The organism is Actinoplanes sp. L3-i22 (assembly GCF_019704555.1).
Taxonomy (GTDB): domain Bacteria; phylum Actinomycetota; class Actinomycetes; order Mycobacteriales; family Micromonosporaceae; genus Actinoplanes.
Genome location: NZ_AP024745.1, coordinates 2,709,160 through 2,729,057, shown reverse-complemented (window position 1 = coordinate 2,729,057; position 19,898 = coordinate 2,709,160). Strand labels below are relative to the sequence as shown.

Sequence of the window (19,898 nt, the reverse complement as noted above, 5' to 3'; positions counted from 1 at the left end):
CACATGGTCACGCCATAACCCATCCCCAGAGTAGGGATTAGGGTCGATATATGAGCAGCTTTGAAGAGCAGTGGGCGCGGTGGCACGACGGGCACGAGAAGCGGCGGGCCGATCCGCACGGGTTCCTGGCGATCACCGGGCTGCACTGGCTCGACGCGACGCCGCAGCGCTTCCCGGACGCGCCCGGCGAGTGGAGCACCGGGCCGGAGGGCGTGCTCGTGACGCTCGCCGACGGCGAGTCGCTGGACGGCATCGGGGCCGGCGAGCACCGGTTCGAGCCGATCCCGGAGCGCGGTGACATCACGGTGGGTTACGGCGACGCCAAGCTGGAGATCGCCCGGCGCGGCGGCTTCGACGTGCTGCGGCCGCGGCACCCGTCGCACGAGACGCTGGCGCAGTACACCGGCACGCCGGCCTACCCGGCGACCGAGAAGTGGGCGGTGAACGGCACATTTTTACCGTTCGAGGCGCCCGTGCCGGTGACCGTCGGCTCGGTCTCCGAGGGGCTCGAGCACGTCTACGAGTCACCGGGGAAGGTCGAGTTCAGCGTCGGCGGGCAGGATCTGGCGCTGACCGCGTTCAACGGCGGCACCCCCGGGTCACTCTTCGTGTTGTTCACCGACGCGACTTCCGGGGTGACGACGTACGCCGCCAACCGCAGCCTGGCCATCCCGGCGCCGGACCCGGACGGGGCCGTGGTGCTGGACTTCAACCGGGCGACGAACCTGCCGTGCGCGTACACCGAGTTCGCGACCTGCCCGCTGCCGCCGGCCGGGAACAGACTGCCGATCGCCGTGGAGGCGGGCGAGCGGCTTCCCCGCTAGTTTGCGTGCATGGATGAGTTGCTCGCGCCGGCCGAAGCGCTGATCGGGATCCGGTCCACCGCCGATCGGCCCGGTGAGCTGCACCGGGCCCTCGGCCTCGCGCTCGACGTGGTCGGGCCGGGTTTCGAGATCCGCCGGTTCGAGTCGCGGGGCAAGCCCAGCGTACTGGTCACGCACCCGGACCGGCCGGGGCAGCCCCGGGTGATCCTGAACGGTCACCTCGATGTCGTTCCCGGTACGCCGGAGCAGTTCCGGGCGCGCCGGGAGGGTGACCGGCTGTACGGGCGGGGCGCGCACGACATGAAGGTGGCGGCGCTCGTGCTGGCCACCGTGTTCCGGACGCTGGCGGAGGAGCTGCCGTACCCGATCGCGCTGCAGCTGGTCACCGACGAGGAGGTGGGCGGCTTCGACGGGACGGGTCATCAGGTCGGGTGGGGCGTGCGCGGGGACTTCGTGATCGTCGGGGAGCAGAGCGGGCTGCGCGTCGTGACCGAGTCCAAGGGCCTGGTCCGGGCTCGGGTGATCGCGTCCGGGCAGACGGCGCACGCGGCGTACCCCTGGCTGGGGTCCAACGCGCTGCTGACGCTGCTCGCCGGGATCCAGCGGCTGATGGACCGCTACCCGGTGCCGGCCGAGGAGGCCTGGACCACGACCGTGAACCTGGCCCGGGTGGAGACGTCGAACGAGGCGGACAACCAGGTGCCGGCGGACGCGGTCGCCCGGCTGGACATCCGGTATCCGCCCGAGGACCGGGACCTGACCGGCCGGTCGGCCGGGGAGATCGCGGCGCACCTGCGGAGCATCACCGGGCTGGCGGTGGTGGTCGACTCGGTGGGGACGCCGCACCGGGCGGATCCGGACAGTCCGCAGGTGGTGGCGTTGCGGGCGGCGGCGCGGGCGGTCGGGGGGTCCGGGGAGCTGCTGCGCAAGCACGGGTCGGCGGACAGTCGCTTCTACTTCCCGCACGGTGTCGGCGCGGTCATCTTCGGGCCGTCCGGCGACGGTCAGCACGGCGCGGACGAGTATGTGGAGATCAGCTCGCTACAGCCGTACTTCGATGCCCTGTCGCTCTTTCTCCATGATCTTCGGGATCAGCCTCGGGCTCAGCCCTCGGTTCAGCCGGAGAAGTCGAAGCCGACGTAGCCTCGGCCCTCGGCCCGCAGGTAGAGCTGCCATTGATCGCCCGGCCGGACCGGAAAGGCCGGTTCAGGCGGCGAAGGACAGCAGGTATTCGATGCGGTGGGCGATGCCACGCAGGTAGGGGCCGCGATCGGCGTCGACGCGGGCGTTCCACGAGCACGGGCCGTGCCGCAGCAGCATCTCGGCGTAGCGTCCGGCCGGGTCGACGCGGGCGCCGTCCGGCCCGACGGTCTGGTCGGCGTAGGTCAGGGCGTCCGCCAGGACCGTGCGCTCGTCCGGGTAGGCCGCCAGCAGCTCGCTCAGGCCACGAGCGGCCGCGATGAACCGGGCGCCGGAGTGGTAGGCCACCAGGCCGGCCACGCGGACCGGCCAGCCGTTGCGGGTCAGGTGGTCGGCGCCGTCCAGCGGGTGGAAGCCGGTCCCGATGGTGGCCTCGGCGTAGCCGATGTCGTGCAGCCAGGCCGCGGCGGTGAGCAGGTCACCGTCGACGCCGAGCGGGCCGGCCAGACCGGCGGCGCGCTCGGCGACCCCGGTGGTGTGCAGCCAGCGGTTGCCCATGCCACCGATCAGGGATTCGGCGAACATCCGCGCGGCGGTGCTGAGCGGGCCCTCCGGAAACGTTTCAGCCGGAGATCCAGACGCGGGAAGCAGGCTCGGGGCCGTCATCGGCGAAGCGTAGGCCGCGGATGGTGAACAAAAGACAAACTCGGCATGAGCGCACCCTGAATCAACTGGCCGATCGCTTGGTCACCAGCCCGATCGGTCAGCCACCGCCGGAACTGAGCGGCGGGCGACGCGGGCCGGGCCGGGGCGGCGAAGTGGGACAGGTCACCGAGCTCATCCCTTCGGCCGGACCATGATCAGCCGAACAGATCTTGGCAGGATCGCATCGTCCTGATTCGATCCACAAGTTCTCTGTGCCACTTCTCTGTGGCACTGCTCTGTGCCACTTCTCTGTGCCGCGCGACCACGTCGACGAATAGGTTCCCGATGAGCGATGCGCCCCGTGCCGGGCGTCACCGGATGAGTTCCCGTTGGTTCGTGCAGTACCGCAAGCGCCTGGCCGGCCTGGTCGTGCTGGTGCTGTCGCTGACCCCGCTGGCGTTCATGAACACCGCCGGCGCGGCGACGGCCCTGGCCCCGCAGCCGGGCAACTTCACCGGGTACGGCTTCGACGCCTGCACCGCCCCGTCCAGCGCGACCATGGCCACCTGGCTGAAGTCGTCGCCGTACCGCGCGGCCGGCATCTACATCGGCGGCGTGAGCCGCGGCTGCGCCCAGCCGAACCTGACCGCGGCGTGGGTGAAGGAGCAGATCGACCGGGGCTGGCACCTGATCCCGCTCTACGTCGGTCCGCAGGCCAGCTGCACCAAGGTCACCAAGAAGACCCTGATCGTCAACGCGTCCGCGGCCTCGCAGGGCGTCACGGCGGCCACCGACGCGGTCGTCCAGGCGAAGTCGCTCGGCCTGTCGCCGAACAGCGTGCTGATCTACGACATGGAGGCGTACGACAGCTCGGACGCCACCTGCCAGGCCGGCGTGGTCGCGTTCCTGGGCGCGTGGACGAACCGCCTGCACGCGCTCGGGTACGCGTCCGGCTTCTACAGCAGCGCCGGCTCCGGCATCGCCGACCAGGTCGCGGTCTACAACAAGTCCGGGTACTCGCGGCCGGACTACATCGACTTCGCCCGCTGGGACAACAAGGCCACCGTCGACGACACCGCGATCCCGGCGACCTACTGGGCCGGGCACCGCCGGATGAAGCAGTACCAGGGCGGGCACACCGAGACGTACGGCGGTGTCACCATCAACATCGACACCGACTACCTGGACTTCCGGGTGATGCCGGCGACCAAGCAGGGCGACTGGAACCGCAACGGCTGGTCGGACGTCCTCGCCAAGACCAAGAGCAGCTCGAAGCTCTACTCGTTCGCCGGCAACGGCACGGTCGTGTCCAGCACCGCGACGCTGATCGGCAGCTTCTCCGGGTACGACCAGATCGTCCGGATGGACCTGAACCGCGACGGCATCCAGGACATCATCGCCCGGCAGAAGTCGACCGGCGCGGTCTACTTCTATCCCGGCAAGAGCACCGGCAAGCTCGGCACCCGCAAGCTGCTCTACAAGGACATGCGCTCGCTGCGCGAGTTCACCGCGATCGGCGACTTCAACAAGGACGGCTACCCGGACCTGCTGGCCCAGCAGATCAGCAACGGCTACCTGTACCTGTACCCCGGGGCCAAGGGCGCGAAGTTCGGCACCCGCAAGGTCGTCGCGAAGGGCAACTGGAACAACCGCAGCGAGTTCGTCGGCGTGGGCGACTTCAACCGCGACGGCTACCAGGACCTGGTGGTCAAGGTGACCAGCACCGGCGCGCTGTCGCTGTACAAGGGCAAGTCCGGCGGCTTCCAGACCAGCGTCCGGATCGGCTCCGGGTCCGGCCTGCGCGACTTCGTCGGCATCGGCGACTTCGACCGCGACGGCTACCCCGACCTGCTCGCGGTGCAGACCAGCACCGGCGGCCTCTGGCTCTACCGCGGCAAGGGCACCGGCCTCAACCCGGGCATCCGCGTCGCCAACGGCTACGCCGGCCGCACCCAGCTCTTCTAGGTCCGCTGTTCCACAGGCTCGCTCGATGGCGCCGGGTTTCCCCGGCGCCATCTTTTTCAAAATCCGATTACGGTACGGCCTGAGCCGTCACGATCATCCGATGATGCTCCGCGCGCCGTGATCGGTCAGCGCGCCCGGCCCGTTCCGGCGGCCGGGTGGGGAGGCCGGAGCCCGGCGCCGCGACGGTGGGCGGGCCAGGTCTCCACCGCACCCAGCCCGGATGCGGGGTGTCGGCCCGGAGTGGGCCGGGAGGCCGGGGGGCTCGGCGGGCGTGGGCCCAGGTCGTACCAAATAGGGTTTATGGGTTTTGGTCGGGGAGGGTGAAGATGACGCGGGTGCCGCCGGCCGGGTTTTCGGCGACGCGGATGGTGCCGCCGTGGCGGTCGACGATGCGCATGCAGCTGGACAGGCCGATGCCGTGGCCGGCGGCGGACGTGCCCTCGACGCGGATGAACATGTCGAAGACCCGGTCGCGTTGTTCCGGCGGGATGCCCACGCCGTTGTCGGTGACCGTTATCGCCCAGCCCTTGTCGTCCCGGGCAGCGGTTACCTCGACGTGCGGAATACGGTCCGGATGTCGGTATTTGATCGCGTTGGCGATCAGGTTCTGGAGGAGCTGGCGGGCCAGCACCGGGTCGCAGGAGACCTCCGGCAGCGGATCCGGCGCGGTCACCGAGGCGCCCGCGGCGGTGATCTCGGCGTGCAGGTCGGCGACCGCGTTGTCGAAGATGTCGCCGAGGCCGGCCATGACCCGGCGGATCGGGGCGCTGCCGGCCTGGGCATATCGGAGCAGCGAACCGATCAGGTCGCGCATCCGGGTGACCGCGCGGGAGGCGGCGTCGACCCAGCCCCGGGGCTGGCCGTCGACGACGTCCTCGAGCAGCTCCAGGTAACCGCCGACCGCGCCGAGCGGGGCGACCAGGTCGTGGCTGACCGCGCCGGCGAAGTTGGTCAGGTCGGCGTTCGAGCGGCGCAGGTCCTCGTTCGCGGTGGCCAGCTCGCGGCGGGCGGTTTCGATCACCCGCTGCTGGGCCCGGTCGGTGGTCACGTCGTTCATCGCGATGACCGCTCCGAGCGGGGTGCCGTCCGGCGAGATCAGCGCCCGGCCGCTGGCGGTGACGTGCATCGGCTCGCCGCTGCGTCGCCGGATGATGATCTCCGCGTTGGTGACCGAGCCCTCGTGCAGCGCGCGCATCAGCGGGATCCGGTCGGGCGTCAGCGGGGTCTCGTCGTCGGTCTCGAACAGCGCGTAGCGGTCCGAGTAGTCCCGCGGGTCGATGCTCGGGTCGGCGTCCAGGCCGTGCCACTCCCGCGCGGTCCGGTTGAACAGGGTGAGATGGCCGCTCCGGTCGCAGGCGACCACGGCCACGTCGATCGTCTCCAGCAGCGTGTCGGTCCACCGCTGCCGGGCCTCGGAGATCGCGGCCAGTTCCGCGTTGATCCGGGCCTGGCGGCGTCGCTCGAAGAGCGCCACGATCACCTGCGCGAGATCCTTGAGCCGGTCGATCTGATCGTCGTTCAGCGTCCCGGGCCGGTCGTGGAAGACGCAGAGCGAGCCGAGGGCGTAGCCGTCCGGGGTGATCAGCGGCGCCGAGGCGTAGAAGCGCACGTTCGCGAGGGTGCCGGTGACCCACGGATTGGCCCGGAAGGTCGGGTCGGCGCTGGCGTCCGGGACATAGGTGAACTCGCCGGTCAGGAACCGGATCGCGCACATCGAGTCGGAGCGCGCCGAGACGCCGCCGGCGAAACCGACCGTGGTCAGCTGACACTGCCGGTTCTCGTCGATCAGGTTCAGCGTGGCGGTCGGCACGCCGGCCACCGTCGCCGCGACCCGGACCACGGCCTCCAGCTCGTCGCCGGCCGGCGAGTCGAGGAGCCGGTACTCGTGCAGCGCGGCGAGGCGCCGCACCTCCCGCTGGTCCACCAGCTGCGCGACCGAGTTCACCTCTCCCCTATCGGCGGCCCACGGCCGATCCTGAAGAACGCCTGGTGAGCGCGTCCGTCAGGAGCCCGTCGATCAGGTCACGCATCCGGATCACCTCCGCCGAGCCGGCCGCCGCCGCCGCGAAGCCCTCCTCGGCCAGCAGCTCCAGATAGCCGCCGACCGCGGCGAGCGGGGCGATCAGGTCGTGGCTGACCGCGGCGGCGAAGTTCGTCAGGTCCGCGTTCGAGCGCTCCAGCTCGGCGTTCGCCACGGCGAGCCGCTCCCGGGCCTCCTCGATCGCCCGGCGGCGCAGGCGGTCCGCGGTCACGTCGGACTGGGCCAGGACCGCGCCCACCCGCTCGCCGTCCGGACCGCGCAGCGGACTCGCATTGACCAGCACGTTCACCGGGTCACCGACCGGGCGGCGGATCACCATCTCCCGGCCGGTGAGCACCACGCCGTCGCGGAGCGCCACCTGCAGCGGCAGGTCCTCGTCGGGGATCGGGGTGACGCCGTCCGGCTCGAACAGCCCGAACCGGCGGGCGATGCCGGGCGACGTCCGGTCGCCGTCACCGTCGCGCCCGTGCCACTCCCGGGCCGCCCGGTTCCACAACGTCACCCGGTACCGGGCGTCGCAGGCGATCACCGCGGCGTCGATCGTGTCGACCAGCGTGTCGCTCCACTGCTGCTTCACGGTCGCGGCCTCGGCCAGCTCGGCGGTGAGCCAGGCCTGCCGGCGCCGCTCGAAGAACGCGATCACGATCCCGGCCAGGTCGGTGAGCTGGGCCCGCTGGGCGGCGGCCAGCTCGTGCGGCTCCTCGTCGAAGACGCAGAGCGTGCCGAGCGCGTGCCCCCGCGGCGTGATCAGCGGCGCCGAGGCGTAGAAGCGGAGCCGGCCCAGCTCGCCGGTGACCCAGGGATTGCGCCGGTAGCGGGGGTCGGCGCGGGCGTCCGGCACGTGCACGAACGTCTCCTCGGTGAACCGCACGCCGCACATCGAGTCCTCGCGGGCACACTCGACCGGGGCGCCGCCGATCCGGATCAGCTGGTACTGCCGGTGCTCGTCGAGCAGGTTGAGACTGGCCGACGCCACCCCGGCAATCGACGCCGCGACCCGGAGCAGGGCACGCAACTCGTCGTCCGGCGGGGTGTCCCGCAGCCGGTACTCGTGCAGCGCCCGCAGACGCTCCTGCTCCACCCCTGTCTCATCGCCCGCCCCCACCGAGAACTGAGAACCGTTAAAATCCGTCGATGGACTTCCTGAAGCCCTTTGTTCTTCCCGTCGAGGCCCGCACGCCCGAGCGGCACGAGTTCCTGGATCTGTACCTGCCCGACGACCTCGCCGCGCCGCGGCCGGCGATCCTCGTCGTGCCGGGCGGGCCGCTTCCCGCCGAGGTGCGGCCCATCCAGACCGATTGGCCGGTCTTCCAGGGGTACGCCCGGCTCGCCGCCGCCCGTGGAGCGATCGGCGCCGTCGTCGATCACCGTCTCTACAGCCCCGCGGAGTACGCGACCGGCGCCGCCAACGTCGAAGCGGCGCTGGAGACCCTGCGCAGTGACCCGCGGGTGGACGAGAACCGGCTGGCGCTCTGGTTCTACTCCGGGTCCGGGCTGTTCGCGGCCGACTGGTTCCGGGAACCGCCGTCCTGGCTGCGGGTGGTGGCGATGAGCTATCCGGTGCTGGCGCCGCTCCCGGGGTGGCCGGCGGATCCGCGGTTCGACCCGATCACGGCCGTCGCCGACGCCGGGGACCTGCCGATCGTGCTGACCCGGGTCGGGCAGGAGAACCCGGCGTTCGCCGGGGCGGTGGAGGCCTTCGTGGCGGCCGCGGCCAAGGCGAACCTGGAGATCGTGGACCTGCCGGACGGGCATCACTCGTTCGACATGAAGGACGACAACGACACGTCCCGGGCCGCGATCGAGCGGGCTATCGGGCTGGTGCTGTCGCACCTGGCCTGAGTTCTTGCCGCATTTTTGCTGCGTTTTTTGCTGCGTTTTGCTGCGTTTTTTGCTGCCGCCCGGGGTCTCCGGGCGGCAGCTCAGCGGTCAGACTTCTGTGGTGTCGTCGTCGATCGCTACGCCGTCGTCGTCCGGGGTGTCGGTGGCGGCGGTGGCCTGGTTCTCCTCGTGCGTTTCGCTGCTGTCCTGCGCTTCGACGTTGTCTCGCGATTTGTCGCTTTCGCGGGCTTCGCTGTTGTCGGCGTTGCCCTGGGCGTCTGTTTCGTCCAGGTCCTGGGGCTTCTGGTGCCGGGCGGTCTGCTGCGCCTCGTGACGGTCCGTCTCGTGACGGTCGGCCTCGTGACGGTCCGCCTCGTGACGCTGCGCCTCGTGACGGTGTGTCGTCCTGTGGCGCGGGCGCTCGTGGCCGCCGCCCGTGCGACGGCCGAAGCCGATGTCGTCGAAGCCGTCGCCCAGCCCGAACCCGCCGTTGCCGACCTCGAAGCCGTCGTCACCCCACTGCTCGTGACCGTCGTCGCCCGGCTCGAAGCCGTCGTCACCCCACTGCCCGAAGCCGTCGCCCCATCGTCCGGAGCCGTCGCCGCGCCCGGAACCGTCGCCGAACGGGAACGAGTCCCGGTCGAGTGCCTGGAGCGCGTGCCAGTCCGCGGACCGCGGCATCGCGATCGGCATGCTGGGGTGATTGAGCAGGTAGACCTGCGAGTCGAGGTCGCTCTGGTCGGTGTCGAGGCAGAGCTGCGAGCCGCTGAGCCAACCGGTGGCGAGCGTGGTGTCGGTGATGTCCCGGCAGTCCTGGTCGGTGGCGGTGGACCGGTCCCGGCCGTGGTTCGTGGACGTGGGCCGGTCCAGGTCGCGGACCCAGGCCGGGCGGTGCCGGGTGGTGTGGTGCTGGAACGCGGGACGATGCCGGCTCGGGCGGTCGTCCTGGGAGTTCGCGGGGCGGTCCGGCTGCGTCGCCGAGTGGTCGGCGGCGTCCGGCGGCTCGACCGGGGGCGGGTTGTCGGCCGGCGGGTTGTGCGCGGCGGCCGGCGGGTTCTGCGCCGGGGCGTTCTGGGCCGGCACGTTCTGGGCCGGTGCGTTGTGCGCCGGGGTGGTGTGGGCCGGCGGGTTCTGGGCGGGCGGGTTCTGCGCCGGCGGGTTGTGGGCGACGATCGGCTGGGTCCGCACGGGCGCTTGGCCGCCGGTGGCCGGTTGGACCGGGGCGGGGGTGGCGCCACCGAGACCCGGGCCGCCGACGGCGCCGCCGGTGGGGCCGACCACGCGCGGGGTGTCGACCACGGTGCCGTTCATCCCGAGGCCCTGGTGGGACCCGGTGCCGGGGGCGGTGACGGCGTTGCCGCTCGGGCCGAGGGCGCGCGGGCCGTCGCCCTGCGCCGCGTGACCGTTTCCGGACGCGGAGCCGTTCCCGGTCGACGCGCCGTTCCCCGTCGACGAACCGCCACCGGACCAGGTGCCGCCACCGGACCAGGTGCCACCTCCGGACGAGGTGCCGCCTCCGGACGAGGTGCCGCCTCCGGACGAGGTGCCGCCTTCGGATGACGTGCCGCCTTCGGATGACGTGCCGCCGAGGGCGTTGCCGATTCCGCCGGCGCCGTTGTTTCCGCCCTGACCGTTCCCGGCCTGGCCGGCGCCGGCCTGGTCCTGCTGGGTGTCGGTGCCGGGCTCCTGCTGGAGGCCGCCGTCGTCGGCCACGTCCGGGTGCGGCGGCTCCAGGGTCGGCCAGATCGCGCCGGGCGGCTGGAGCTCCCCCGCGAACGGCTTCTCGTCGTCACCGGTGCACCCGGCGACGGTGATCAACAACGCCGCTCCCAGGGCGGCGCCGATGTGGCGCGGGCGTACCGACTTGGATTCGGCGCTCTGCATGAGTGGTCCACTCCCCGTACGTGGACGCCATGATCAGCATCCGGGCGTGGATCACTATCCAAGGTCGAGACGCGGCGGCCCGCACATCGGATCTTCGACACACCAGCTTCCCACCCCGAGGGTGACCAGGTGGAATGTCGGGCGGTCCGAGTCGTTAACCGGCTGTCAGCGGTGCCATCGCAGCGGTCCGGGGTGGACGTTCCACCAGATCCGGCGCCATCGGGAGCGCCGTTCGCGCAGCGCCGCGGTGTAGGCGAGGGCCTGCGCCCCGGCCCGGTCGGCCTGGCCGGCATCGGCCGCACCCGGCGCGAACCCGACGGTGTTGAGCGCGTCAACCAGCTGGTCGAGCGGCGGCAACGGCGCCGCGGCGTGTTCGCCCGCGCCTTCCGCCACGCCCGCCACGCCCGCCACGCCCGCCACGCCCGCCACGCCCGCCACGCCCGCCACGCCCGCCACGCCCGCCACGCCCGCCACGCCCGCCACGCCCGCCACGCCCGCCACGCCCGCCACGCCCGCCGCCATTTTCTCTGCGCCTGCCGCGCCCGCTCCGCTTTTCGCCTCGCCCGCTTCGAGTACCGCGATCGGGCCCACCGAATCGGCACTGGTCGAGAGCGAGCGCGCGGCCGGTGCGAATTGCCCCGGAATCGCCCGGCGCAACAACCCGCTGCGGCGCGGCGCGGGCGGCTCCGCCGCGTACAACGCCATCTCGGTCGCCGACAGATGCTCCGGCACCGGCTGCCCGGCCAGCCGCAACGCGTCGGTGAACTCCAGCCACGCACCGGTGATCCGCTGATCGGGCCCACCGTCGTACAGTCGCCGCCGTCGCAATCCGCGCCGCAGATGCGCCACCACAAAAGCCACCACCACCAGCAGGACCAGCAGCACCCCGGTCGTCCCACCGGCCACCACGCCCGCCGACACCCCGCCCCCGTTGTCCCCGGCCGCGGCGGCGAGCGGCGCCACCGACGAGGGCGTCTCCGCCGGCGTGCTGTTCTGCGGCGCGGTCGTCGGCGGCGTGGTCGGCTTCGGCTGAAAGTCCTGCTCGACCGGCGTCGGGTCGTCGGTGGTCGGCGTCGGATCGAACGCCACCCAGCCCAGACCGTCGAAGAGCACCTCGGGCCAGGCCACCGCGTTCCCGCCGAGGACGTCCCCACCGGCGGCCGGCGCGTCGAACCCGACCACCACCCGGCTGGGCAGCCCGGTCAGCCGGGCGAGCAGCGCGAACGACGCCGCGAACTGCTCGGACGTGCCCTCCTGCCCACCCTGGCCGCGCGGTCCGAAGAGGAAGAAGGCGAGATTCGGGTACGCGTGCCCGCTCGGCGCGTCCGCGGTCTCCCGGTAGTGCTCGGCGAGCCACTCCTGGATCGCGAGCGCCCGATCATACGACCCGCCGTTACCGTCCGCGAGGTGCTCGGCGAGCCGCTGCACGGTCTCGGGCGCGCCGGCGCCGACGGTCAGATAACGCACCACCGCGTCGCCGGACGGGGACTGCGCGCCGGGCAGCATGTTCAGGTCCGGGGTCTGCACGCGGGACGTGACCGTGTACGTCAATCCGCTGGTCAGACCCTCGGGACGGATCAGGGTGCCGGTGCCCGCGTCGTAGGCCACGCGCGCCCCGGACACCGCGGTCGGGGTCGCCATGCCCGGCAGCAGGCGACCGGTCAGCCCGGCGATCACGATCTGTTGCCGTACGTCGGAAATCGCCGCCCCCGCAAGCGAAGGCTGGTCCGGGAGCACCCGGCCGGCGTTGCGGTAGAGGCCGCCGACCTTCCAGGTCACCCCGTCGTAGTCGGAGAGCACCGCGAGCCGGATCTTGACCGTTTTCGACCGGCCGTCGGGCGGTGTCTCCGGCCGGTAGGCGAAGAGCTGCTGCCGGGGCGCGAGCAGCCAGCCGGAGATCCGGTTGAGCGGGCTCTCGTCGAGGCTGTCGACCTGCGGAGGCTCGACGTACTGCCGCGGGTCGACCGGCGCCGCGACGACCTGGCCACTGATCCACGGCCCGACCACGGCGGCCAGTCCGAGCACCGCGACCAGGCCGGCGGCACTGCCGACCAGTGCCCGATTCCGCCCAGGTGTCGCCGGACCCGGACCATCGCCACCCGGCGCGGCTCGTGGCACCGAGACGGCGAGCGCGATGATCACCAGCGCGGCGAATCCGAGCGTCACCCCGGCGGCGGCGCCCTCGTTCGGCCCGACCACGTACAGCGCGCCCGCGTAGAGCAGCACCGGCGTCAGCGAGCCGAGCAGCACCCGCCGGGCGCGCACGCCGACCTCGACCGCGGCCAGCCCGGCCAGCCAGGTCGCGATCACCGGCACGACCACGGTGTCCGGTGTGGACTCCACCGGGATCATCGCGGTGAGCAGCCGCGGAATGCCGTTGACCAGCGCATCCCGGACCATGGCGGGAAACGCCGTGGTCACCGAGGCGTGCCTGGCGGCAATTTCAAGACCGATTCCGACGTACGCGATCAGCAGCACCGTGGAGACCGGGGCCGCGCTCCAGGACGGCAACCGCCGGGTCGCGAGCCCCGCGCCGACCGAGCCGATCGCGGCGCCCGCGACCAGTTGGAACAGCAGGCCGTCGGCGTAGATCCGGCCCAGCGCCAGGCCGGACAGCGCGAGCATCCCGATCAGCGCGGCCGGGACGACGACCGCACGCAGCCGGCTCACCATCCGCGCACCCCGTCCCACGCGCCGGCGAACTCGGCGCCGTCGACGGCCTCGATCACGATCAGCCGTTCGCCGGCCGCGACCGGGGCGCCGTCGCGGTCGCCGAGCAGGGCAGCGAGCACCACCGGGTACGTCCCGCGCAGCGAGCTGACCGTGCCCAGGTCACCGCGCCCGCCCGGGCCGGTCAGGAACACCAGGGTGTCGCCGAGCCGCTGCGCCCGCAGCCGCCGCAGCGTCGCGTCCAGGTCCCCCTCGGTCAGCCCGGCCTCGGTGAGCACGTCCAGGTACGGCCCGGTCGTCACGCCCGAGACCAGGTGCAGCCCGACCGGCAGGTCCTCGCGGGCCGCGGCGGCGACGATCGACGCGGCCGCCTCGCACGCCGACTCGAACGCCTCCGGGTCCGGGTAGGCCCGCGCCCGGTCGTCGAGCAGCACCACGATCGTCGGCTCGGAGGTGTCCAGCTGCTCGCGGACCATCAGCTCGCCGACCTTCGCCGAGCTGCGCCAGTGCACGCGCCGCAGTTCGTCGCCGATCACGTACTCGCGCAGCGCGTCGAACGTGATCGTGCCCTGCGGGACCTTGTCGGTGCGGCCGTCGAGGCTGCGCGCCATCCCGGCCGGCGTGGCGCGCAGCAGGTGGATGCGGGGGTGGACCCAGACGTGGGCGACCTCGCCGTACGTCCGGTTCAGGGTGACCAGGCCGAGCGGGTCGCCGCGGGTGACCCGCAGCGGGCCGATCGGCACGATGCCGCGACGGGTGGTGGGCACCGGGTACTCCACCGTGGTGTCCATGCCGGGGCGCAGGCGCAGCAGCGGGACCGGCACCGACGTGCCGCCGCACCGGTCGGTGGCGATCATGCTGGCCGCCCGGAGCCGGCTGGTGTTGCTGACGGTGAGCCGCATCCGGGCCGGCTCGCCGCGGGCCACCCGGTCCGGCTCGGCGATCCGGTGCACGCCCAGCTGCGGGCGCCAGTAGGCGAAGACCAACGCGCAGCCGGCCGCGACCAGCGCGACCGCGCCGAGCAGGGCGAGATCCGGATAGCCGTACGCGAAGCCGGCCGCCAGCAGGCCCGCCGCCGCGACCAGCAGGCCGAGGCCGCGAGCGGTCACGCGCTCGCCGGCAGCGGCACCGCCACCGAGTTGATGGCGTCGGCGAGCACCTCGGTCGCGGTCACGCCGCGCAGCTGGGCGTCGGCGGACAGCAGGACGCGGTGCGCGAAGACCGGCTCGACCAGGGTCTTCAGGTCCTCCGGGAGGACGTAGCCACGGCCGTTGATCAGCGCGTAGGCACACGCCGCGCGGGTCAGCGCGATCACGCCACGCGGGCTGACCCCGACCCGGACCTGCGGGTGGTTGCGGGTCGCGGCGGCGAGGCGCACCGCGTACGCGTAGAGCGGGTCGGCGACGTGCACCTGCAGCGCCATCTTGACCATCTCGCCGATCGTGCCGGTGTCGGTGACCGGCTCCAGGGTGTCCGGCGAGCGGCCCGCGGCGCCGCGCAGCACCTCGATCTCGACCTCCTCGTCCGGGTACCCGACCGACAGCTTCACCAGGAAGCGGTCCAGCTGGGCCTCGGGCAGCCGGTACGTCCCGTCCATCTCGACCGGGTTCTGGGTGGCGACGACCAGGAACGGCTGCGGCACCGGGTGCGGCACGCCGTCGACGGTGACCCGCCGCTCCTCCATCACCTCGAGCAGCGCCGACTGGGTCTTCGGCGACGCCCGGTTGATCTCGTCGGCGATCACGATGTTCGCGAACACCGGGCCGGGGTGGAACTCGAACGCGCGGCTCGCCTGGTTGAAGATCGTGACGCCGGAGACGTCCGAGGGCAGCAGGTCCGGCGTGAACTGGATGCGCCGCCACTGGCCGCGGACCGACGCCGCCAACGCCCGGGCCAGGGTGGTCTTGCCGACCCCGGGCACGTCCTCGAGCAGCACGTGGCCCTGGGCGAAGAGCGCGGTCAGGGTCAGCCGGACCACCTCCGGCTTGCCGAGCACGACCGTGCCGATCCGGTCGGCGAGCTGCTGGGCGACCTGGGCGAAGCCGGTGACGTACGACGGGGGCAGCGGCTCGGGAGTCACGGGATCCTCATCAGCAGCTCGGCAGGTACTTCAGGTTGACGTCGCCGCCGTCGAGGTTGAACCACGCCAGCGGGATGTAGGTCTTCCCCGCGTAGTTGACCTGGATCCAGGTGGTGCTGCGCTTGTTGTCGTTGTAGACGAACGCGTACACCTCCTCGCCGGTCGCCTTGCAGTAGGCGTCGAGGTGCCGCCCGTTGGGCACCCAGCCCGCCTGCTGACTGTCGACCTGCCGGGTGACCTTGAAGATCTCGTTGCCGTTGCGGCCGTCGACGTCGGCGTCGCAATACGTCTTCTGGTCGCCGCTGCTGCCGTTGATGCAGGTCGCGGTGCCGCCGAGCAGGTCGGTCTTCCCGTTGACGGTCTTGGTGACCGTGCCGGCCGCGTTCTTCGCGGTCACCTTGAAGCTGTAGGTGGTGTTCGCCATCAGCTCGGTGACCTTCAGACCCTTACAGGTCCCCTCCGGGGTCCCGTCCGACGTGGACACCGAGCAATCCGCGGTGCCGGCGCCACCGGCGTCCACGGTGGGCGTCAGGCTCGCCGTGTTGAAGGTCGTGGCGACCGCTCCGAGAGTAATGGTGGGCGGGGCCAGGGTCCGGGCCGTCGCGGTCCCGGGGTCGCTCTCGCCACCCTCGTTCACCGCGACCACCTGCACGGCGACGTTCTCCCCGTTGCCGAAGCCGGTGAGGTCGGCCTCGGCGGCGGTGACGTCGACCGACTTGTCGCCGCCCTTCACCACGTACTTGCTGATCGTCCGGCCGTTCTCGGCGGGCGCCGTCCAGGTCACGTGGATCGCGCCGGCCTTGTCGCCGACCGTGGTGGCCTTGACGTTCTCCGGCTTGTCGGGCTTGGTGAACGGGACGACGCTGTTGCTGACCGCGGACGACTTCGACCCGGCGCCGCGCTCGTTGATCGAGACGACGGTGAACGCGTACTGCTTACCGAACTCGAGCTGACCGGCCGCGATCGTCAGCGACGCCTCCTTCGCGTCGCCGATCGGGGCGCTGCCGCCCTCGCTGACCGCGGTCACCGTGTACCGGTCGATGGCCAGGCCCTGCCCGTTCGCCGCCGGCCAGGTCACCGTCACCGTACCGTCGGTCTTCGCCTCGGCGACCGGTGTACCCGGCGGATCGGGCACCTCGGACGTCGGCTTGACCGGATTGCTCGCCCGGTCCGGCCCGTTGCCCTTGGCGTTCACCGCGTGCACCTGGAACGTGTACGTCTCGCCGTTGGTCAGCCCGGTCACGGTCAGCGCCCGCTGGTCCGCCCCGACGTCGAACGTCTGGTTGTTGCCGGTCACCACGTACTTCGTGATCGGGGCGCCGTTGTCCGGCGCGGCCTGCCAGGTGACCCGGGCCTCGGCGTTGCCGGCCGCGGCCCGCACGTTGCGCGGCGCGCCGGGCTTGGCGACCACCGGCTTGTTCGGCTTGCGCTTCTTCGGCGGGGTGACCGGCGGCGTCTTCACGTCCGGCGGGTCACCGCCGAGCACGTCGTCCGCGTACTTGTCGACCGGGCGGACGCCGTGCTGGTTGTCGACCACCTGGGCGATCGGCGAGCCGGGCGCGTTGATGAACAGGTAGTTCTCCCGGACCTCGAGCTCGAGCGAGCCGCCGGGACGCTTGAAGGTGACCGGCTTCTGCGGCTGGCCGGCCTGGTCGAAGACGTGCACCGTGCCGCCGTCGGCGTCCGCCGCGTAGTAGAAGCCCTCCCACGAGACCGCGGGCTGCAGCTGGGACGTGCCACCGGGGACGGTGAACTTCGCCTTGATGTTGCCCTGCGGGTCGACGCCGACGACCTGGCGCGTCTCCGGCACGGTGACCGCGACGGTGCTGCCGTCGGTGTGCGGCGCCAGCGTGCCCGGCCCGGTCAGCGGGAGGACCGTGTGCGTGGTGGGGGTGTCACCGACCCGGAACAACTCGTTCGTCGTCCGGTCCAGGATCGCGACCCCGTTGTCCAGAGTGGTCAGCCGGAAGTCGTGACTGGCGCCGCCGACCTGCTCGGTGCGGACCAGCTGCGGGTCGCCGGACGGGCTGCCGGTCTTGGGCGCCACCACCGGCGCGATCGCGGTGACCGTGCCCTCGGTCGGCGCCACGATCCACAAGCGACCCTTGCCGTCGAAGTCGCCGCCGCTGATGCCCGGCGGGAAGCTGACCGGCTGGCCGATCGCCTGCAGGCTGGCCGGATCGACCTGCTGCACCTTGCCCTGCACCGAATCCACCACGAACGCCGAGTTGTCGTGCAGGGCGACACTCACGCCGATGCCCGGCGACAACTGCTGGTTCCAGAACGTCTGCAGGTCGGTCAGGTCCATCGAGCCGATCGCGCCGGTGTTGACGTCGCGCAGGATGACGAACCGGTCGCTCTGGCTGACCTCCAGGTTGTGCCCGCGGGCCTGACCCACGTCGACCCGGGTGTCGATCTTCGCCGTCACGCCGTTGACCCGGGAGACCTCGCCCTTGGACCGGCTCCACACCCACGAGGCCGCGTCGAAGCTGGCCACCGCCTCGTCCGCCTTCGCGAGACCGAGCACGGTCAGGCCGAGACCGCCGGCGAGCGCCAGCACCGTACCCATCGTGACCAGATAGCCACGACTGGGTAACCGACGCTTACGTGCGCCTTCCGGCGCGACGTCCGTGCTGCTCACAGCGGTCGTCCTCCCCGTTGATGAAGCCTGGCGTGCCAAGGACGCAGGCCACCATACCGGGATCGCGGCGAGCGTCGATACCCACCGTTCCCGCCTGTGGACAACGAGCTAGATCACTTTTTCCCGCGGTCGGTGCACACCTGCGGGGACGTGGCGAACTTGTTGGTGCCGTAAACGGCCACCACCGCGAAGCAGTAGTCGAGTGCCGGGCTGAGCCCCTCGATGCGCCGCGAGGTCTTGCCCGGGCCCACCGTGCTGACCGGTTTCAACTGCTCACCCGGGTGCGCCATGGTGACCATGAAGCTCACCGTGGCGTCGGTCGGGTCGCTCCAGGACACGTCGATCTTGCTGCCCAGATCGGACAGTTTCACGTCGCCGGGCGGGGCGCCGGCGAGCGTCGGGGAGCCCGGCTGCGGGTCGTCGCCCTCACCCTTATGGGTGCGTTGCGCCAGGGTGAAGACCATCGCGGCGACCGCGACCACGGCGGCGAGCGTGGCGGCGATCACGGCGAAGAGCGCCATGCCTCGCTTGCGGTTCGAGCTTTCGCCGTACGGCGATGGGGGTGAAAGGTCTTGGGGTGAAATCTGGTTCGGAGTGCCCTGCCAGGTTCCGTCCGTGGCCTGGTGGTAGACGCCGGGGTGGGGAGCGGGCGGCTGGGGCTGGTAGACGCCGGCGTGCTCGGTCGGGAGATAGGTGGTCCGGGGGACGATCTCCGCGCTCTCGGTGGGGCGCTGGTAGACGCCGGCGTTTCCGCCCTGCTGCTGGTATCCGGAATCCGTCGGCTGCCGGTAGACGGTCGGATGTTCCTGCTGCTCAACGGGCTGATACGGCTGCTCGACGGGCTGATACGGCTGCTCGACGGGCTGATACAGCGGTTCCGGCGGGGTGACTGGAGTGGGCTGGGGCTCGCCGGGCCAGCGGTTGAAATCGGGCCACGCGGTGAAGGCGTCGGGTTCCGGATGGTCCTGGTTCGCGGGCATTTCTGACTCGGCCGGCTGCTGCGGAGCGTTTCGGGGCTCGACCGTGGGGAGCGTCGTGGTCGCTTCTTCGAGCGGGGGCGACACGCCCGGCGTGACCGATTCTGGTCGGGGCACGGGGGTGGGCTCGGGCCGTACGGCGACATTGGTCTGAGCCGCAGCCGGATCGCCTGGGGTGATCGAATCCGGTCGCGCCTCCGGCGCGGGCGCCTGCGGCGGGGACAGCGGCATGATCACCGGGTCGGGGCGGTGGACGACCACGGAATCGTTCGCGCCGCGGTGGTAGAGCGCGGGGGCCGCCTCGGTGTCCGGCCGCTCGGGCATGCCGAAGACTCCCGGCTTGACCTGGTGGAACGGCGTCTCCGCGGGCTCCTTGGCGATCCGCGGCGCCGGGCCCCAGGGGGACTCCGGGCGGAACGTGTCCTGCGTCTCGTTCTTCGCCGGGCTCGACGCTGGATCGGCGTCGGACCGCGGGTTCAGTGGCCCCGACAGCCCGGCGGGCGGCGGCGGAAGTTGGGCCTCGGGATTCACCTGCTCCACCGGGGCGGGCCGCTGTGGTGACGCCCACGGGTTACCCCGGTGCGGGCTGTCCTGCGGTGCGACCGGTGGCCGGCTGATCGGTGGCGGCGGGGGAAGCTGCCGGCCGGGCTGGGGAATCGTCGGCGACAGGACGGTGGGATGGTTGTCCGGCGGCGGGAAGGTCAGGCCACTCTGCGTCACCTGGTGCGCGGGCTCGATCCGTACCGGAGATGTCGGGTCCTGTCCGAGATAGGCCTGCGCCCTGGTGACCGCCCAGTGCCCCGGCCCGAGCATCATCGGCCCGAAATCCGCCACCCGGCCGAACGCGATCCGCGCCTCGTCCCGATTCCCCAGCTCCTCGGCGACCACCCCGAGGTCGTAGGAGATCTGCAGCATCAGCGGGTCATCGTCGCCCAGACTGAACTGCCCCGCCGCGTGCGCCGCCTCCAACACCCCGCGCGCCGCCGCCGGATCCCCCAGCTGCTGCCGCAGCGACGCCAGCTCCCGTTGCGTGGCAAGCACATCAGGATCATCCTGACTGAGCGTCGCCTGACCGATTTCGATCGCACGTTCCAGCAGCTCGGCCGCCCCCGCCAGATCACCAGCGGCGACCAGCGAGTGCGCCCTTTCCAGGGCCGGGGTCAACGGGGAGGGGTGGGACACCCCGCCATGCTGCCCGGTACGCCCCCGC

The 19,898-nt window shown here is 71.9% G+C and carries 13 protein-coding genes; 4 read left to right on the top strand and 9 right to left on the bottom strand.

Going from position 1 to position 19,898, the window contains the following annotated elements:
• Positions 1-50 precede the first annotated feature (50 nt).
• The gene (locus tag L3i22_RS12175; RefSeq protein WP_221327069.1) at positions 51-824 is read left to right on the top strand and encodes a DUF1684 domain-containing protein; all 774 of its coding nucleotides are present in this window, start codon (positions 51-53) and stop codon (positions 822-824) included.
• 9 nt (positions 825-833) lie between these two features.
• Positions 834-1,967, top strand: coding sequence for a M20 family metallopeptidase (locus L3i22_RS12170; RefSeq protein WP_221327068.1), 1,134 nt, complete (start codon positions 834-836; stop codon positions 1,965-1,967).
• A gap of 63 nt (positions 1,968-2,030) precedes the next feature.
• Here L3i22_RS12170 and L3i22_RS12165 read toward each other — a convergent pair whose 3' ends face one another.
• Complete coding sequence (locus L3i22_RS12165) at positions 2,031-2,549, bottom strand: HDIG domain-containing metalloprotein (protein WP_255658151.1); 519 nt, start codon at positions 2,547-2,549, stop codon at positions 2,031-2,033.
• Between the two features lie 438 nt (positions 2,550-2,987).
• On the opposite strand from L3i22_RS12165, the gene L3i22_RS12160 reads away from it, so the two are divergent.
• On the top strand, positions 2,988-4,574 hold the full coding sequence (locus tag L3i22_RS12160) for a glycoside hydrolase domain-containing protein (protein WP_255658150.1): 1,587 nt from the start codon (positions 2,988-2,990) through the stop codon (positions 4,572-4,574).
• Between the two features lie 298 nt (positions 4,575-4,872).
• On the opposite strand, the gene L3i22_RS12155 is transcribed toward L3i22_RS12160, so the two are convergent.
• Both L3i22_RS12155 and L3i22_RS12150 read right to left on the bottom strand, forming a co-directional pair.
• Entirely contained in the window at positions 4,873-6,519 is a 1,647-nt protein-coding gene (locus L3i22_RS12155) for an ATP-binding protein (RefSeq protein ID WP_221327065.1), read from the bottom strand.
• A gap of 7 nt (positions 6,520-6,526) precedes the next feature.
• On the bottom strand, positions 6,527-7,696 hold the full coding sequence (locus L3i22_RS12150) for a GAF domain-containing protein (protein ID WP_221327064.1): 1,170 nt from the start codon (positions 7,694-7,696) through the stop codon (positions 6,527-6,529).
• A 53-nt stretch (positions 7,697-7,749) separates the two neighbouring features.
• Here L3i22_RS12150 and L3i22_RS12145 point away from each other — a divergent pair, with 53 nt between their 5' ends.
• A complete protein-coding gene (locus L3i22_RS12145) occupies positions 7,750-8,457 on the top strand; it encodes an alpha/beta hydrolase (RefSeq protein WP_221327063.1) in 708 nt (235 codons plus the stop codon).
• Positions 8,458-8,544: 87 nt separating this feature from the next.
• Here L3i22_RS12145 and L3i22_RS12140 read toward each other — a convergent pair whose 3' ends face one another.
• From L3i22_RS12140 to L3i22_RS12115, 6 genes are all read right to left on the bottom strand, one after another.
• Positions 8,545-10,320 (bottom strand): hypothetical protein, encoded by a 1,776-nt coding sequence (locus L3i22_RS12140; protein WP_221327062.1) that lies wholly within the window; start codon positions 10,318-10,320, stop codon positions 8,545-8,547.
• Positions 10,321-10,485: 165 nt separating this feature from the next.
• On the bottom strand, positions 10,486-12,993 hold the full coding sequence (locus tag L3i22_RS12135) for a DUF3488 and transglutaminase-like domain-containing protein (protein ID WP_221327061.1): 2,508 nt from the start codon (positions 12,991-12,993) through the stop codon (positions 10,486-10,488).
• Positions 12,987-14,099 carry a DUF58 domain-containing protein gene (locus tag L3i22_RS12130; RefSeq protein ID WP_221327060.1) on the bottom strand — a complete coding sequence of 371 codons (1,113 nt, stop codon included), beginning with the start codon at positions 14,097-14,099 and terminating at the stop codon, positions 12,987-12,989. The genes L3i22_RS12135 and L3i22_RS12130 overlap by 7 nt, the downstream gene beginning before the upstream one ends.
• Positions 14,096-15,070, bottom strand: a complete 975-nt coding sequence (locus L3i22_RS12125; protein WP_221327059.1) for a MoxR family ATPase — start codon at positions 15,068-15,070, stop codon at positions 14,096-14,098. The genes L3i22_RS12130 and L3i22_RS12125 overlap by 4 nt, the downstream gene beginning before the upstream one ends.
• A gap of 10 nt (positions 15,071-15,080) precedes the next feature.
• A complete protein-coding gene (locus tag L3i22_RS12120; protein ID WP_221327058.1) occupies positions 15,081-17,639 on the bottom strand; it encodes a fibronectin type III domain-containing protein in 2,559 nt (852 codons plus the stop codon).
• 185 nt (positions 17,640-17,824) lie between these two features.
• Positions 17,825-19,870 (bottom strand): tetratricopeptide repeat protein, encoded by a 2,046-nt coding sequence (locus L3i22_RS12115; protein WP_221327057.1) that lies wholly within the window; start codon positions 19,868-19,870, stop codon positions 17,825-17,827.
• Positions 19,871-19,898: the final 28 nt, after the last annotated feature.

Coding starts and splice junctions, on each gene's coding strand:
- L3i22_RS12175 (WP_221327069.1), top strand. CDS start 51: ATGAGCAGCTTTGAAGAGCAGTGGGCGCGGTGGCACGACGGGCACGAG.
- L3i22_RS12170 (WP_221327068.1), top strand. CDS start 834: ATGGATGAGTTGCTCGCGCCGGCCGAAGCGCTGATCGGGATCCGGTCC.
- L3i22_RS12165 (WP_255658151.1), bottom strand. CDS start 2,549: ATGTTCGCCGAATCCCTGATCGGTGGCATGGGCAACCGCTGGCTGCAC.
- L3i22_RS12160 (WP_255658150.1), top strand. CDS start 2,988: ATGAGTTCCCGTTGGTTCGTGCAGTACCGCAAGCGCCTGGCCGGCCTG.
- L3i22_RS12145 (WP_221327063.1), top strand. CDS start 7,750: ATGGACTTCCTGAAGCCCTTTGTTCTTCCCGTCGAGGCCCGCACGCCC.
- L3i22_RS12140 (WP_221327062.1), bottom strand. CDS start 10,320: ATGCAGAGCGCCGAATCCAAGTCGGTACGCCCGCGCCACATCGGCGCC.
- L3i22_RS12135 (WP_221327061.1), bottom strand. CDS start 12,993: ATGGTGAGCCGGCTGCGTGCGGTCGTCGTCCCGGCCGCGCTGATCGGG.
- L3i22_RS12120 (WP_221327058.1), bottom strand. CDS start 17,639: ATGGGTACGGTGCTGGCGCTCGCCGGCGGTCTCGGCCTGACCGTGCTC.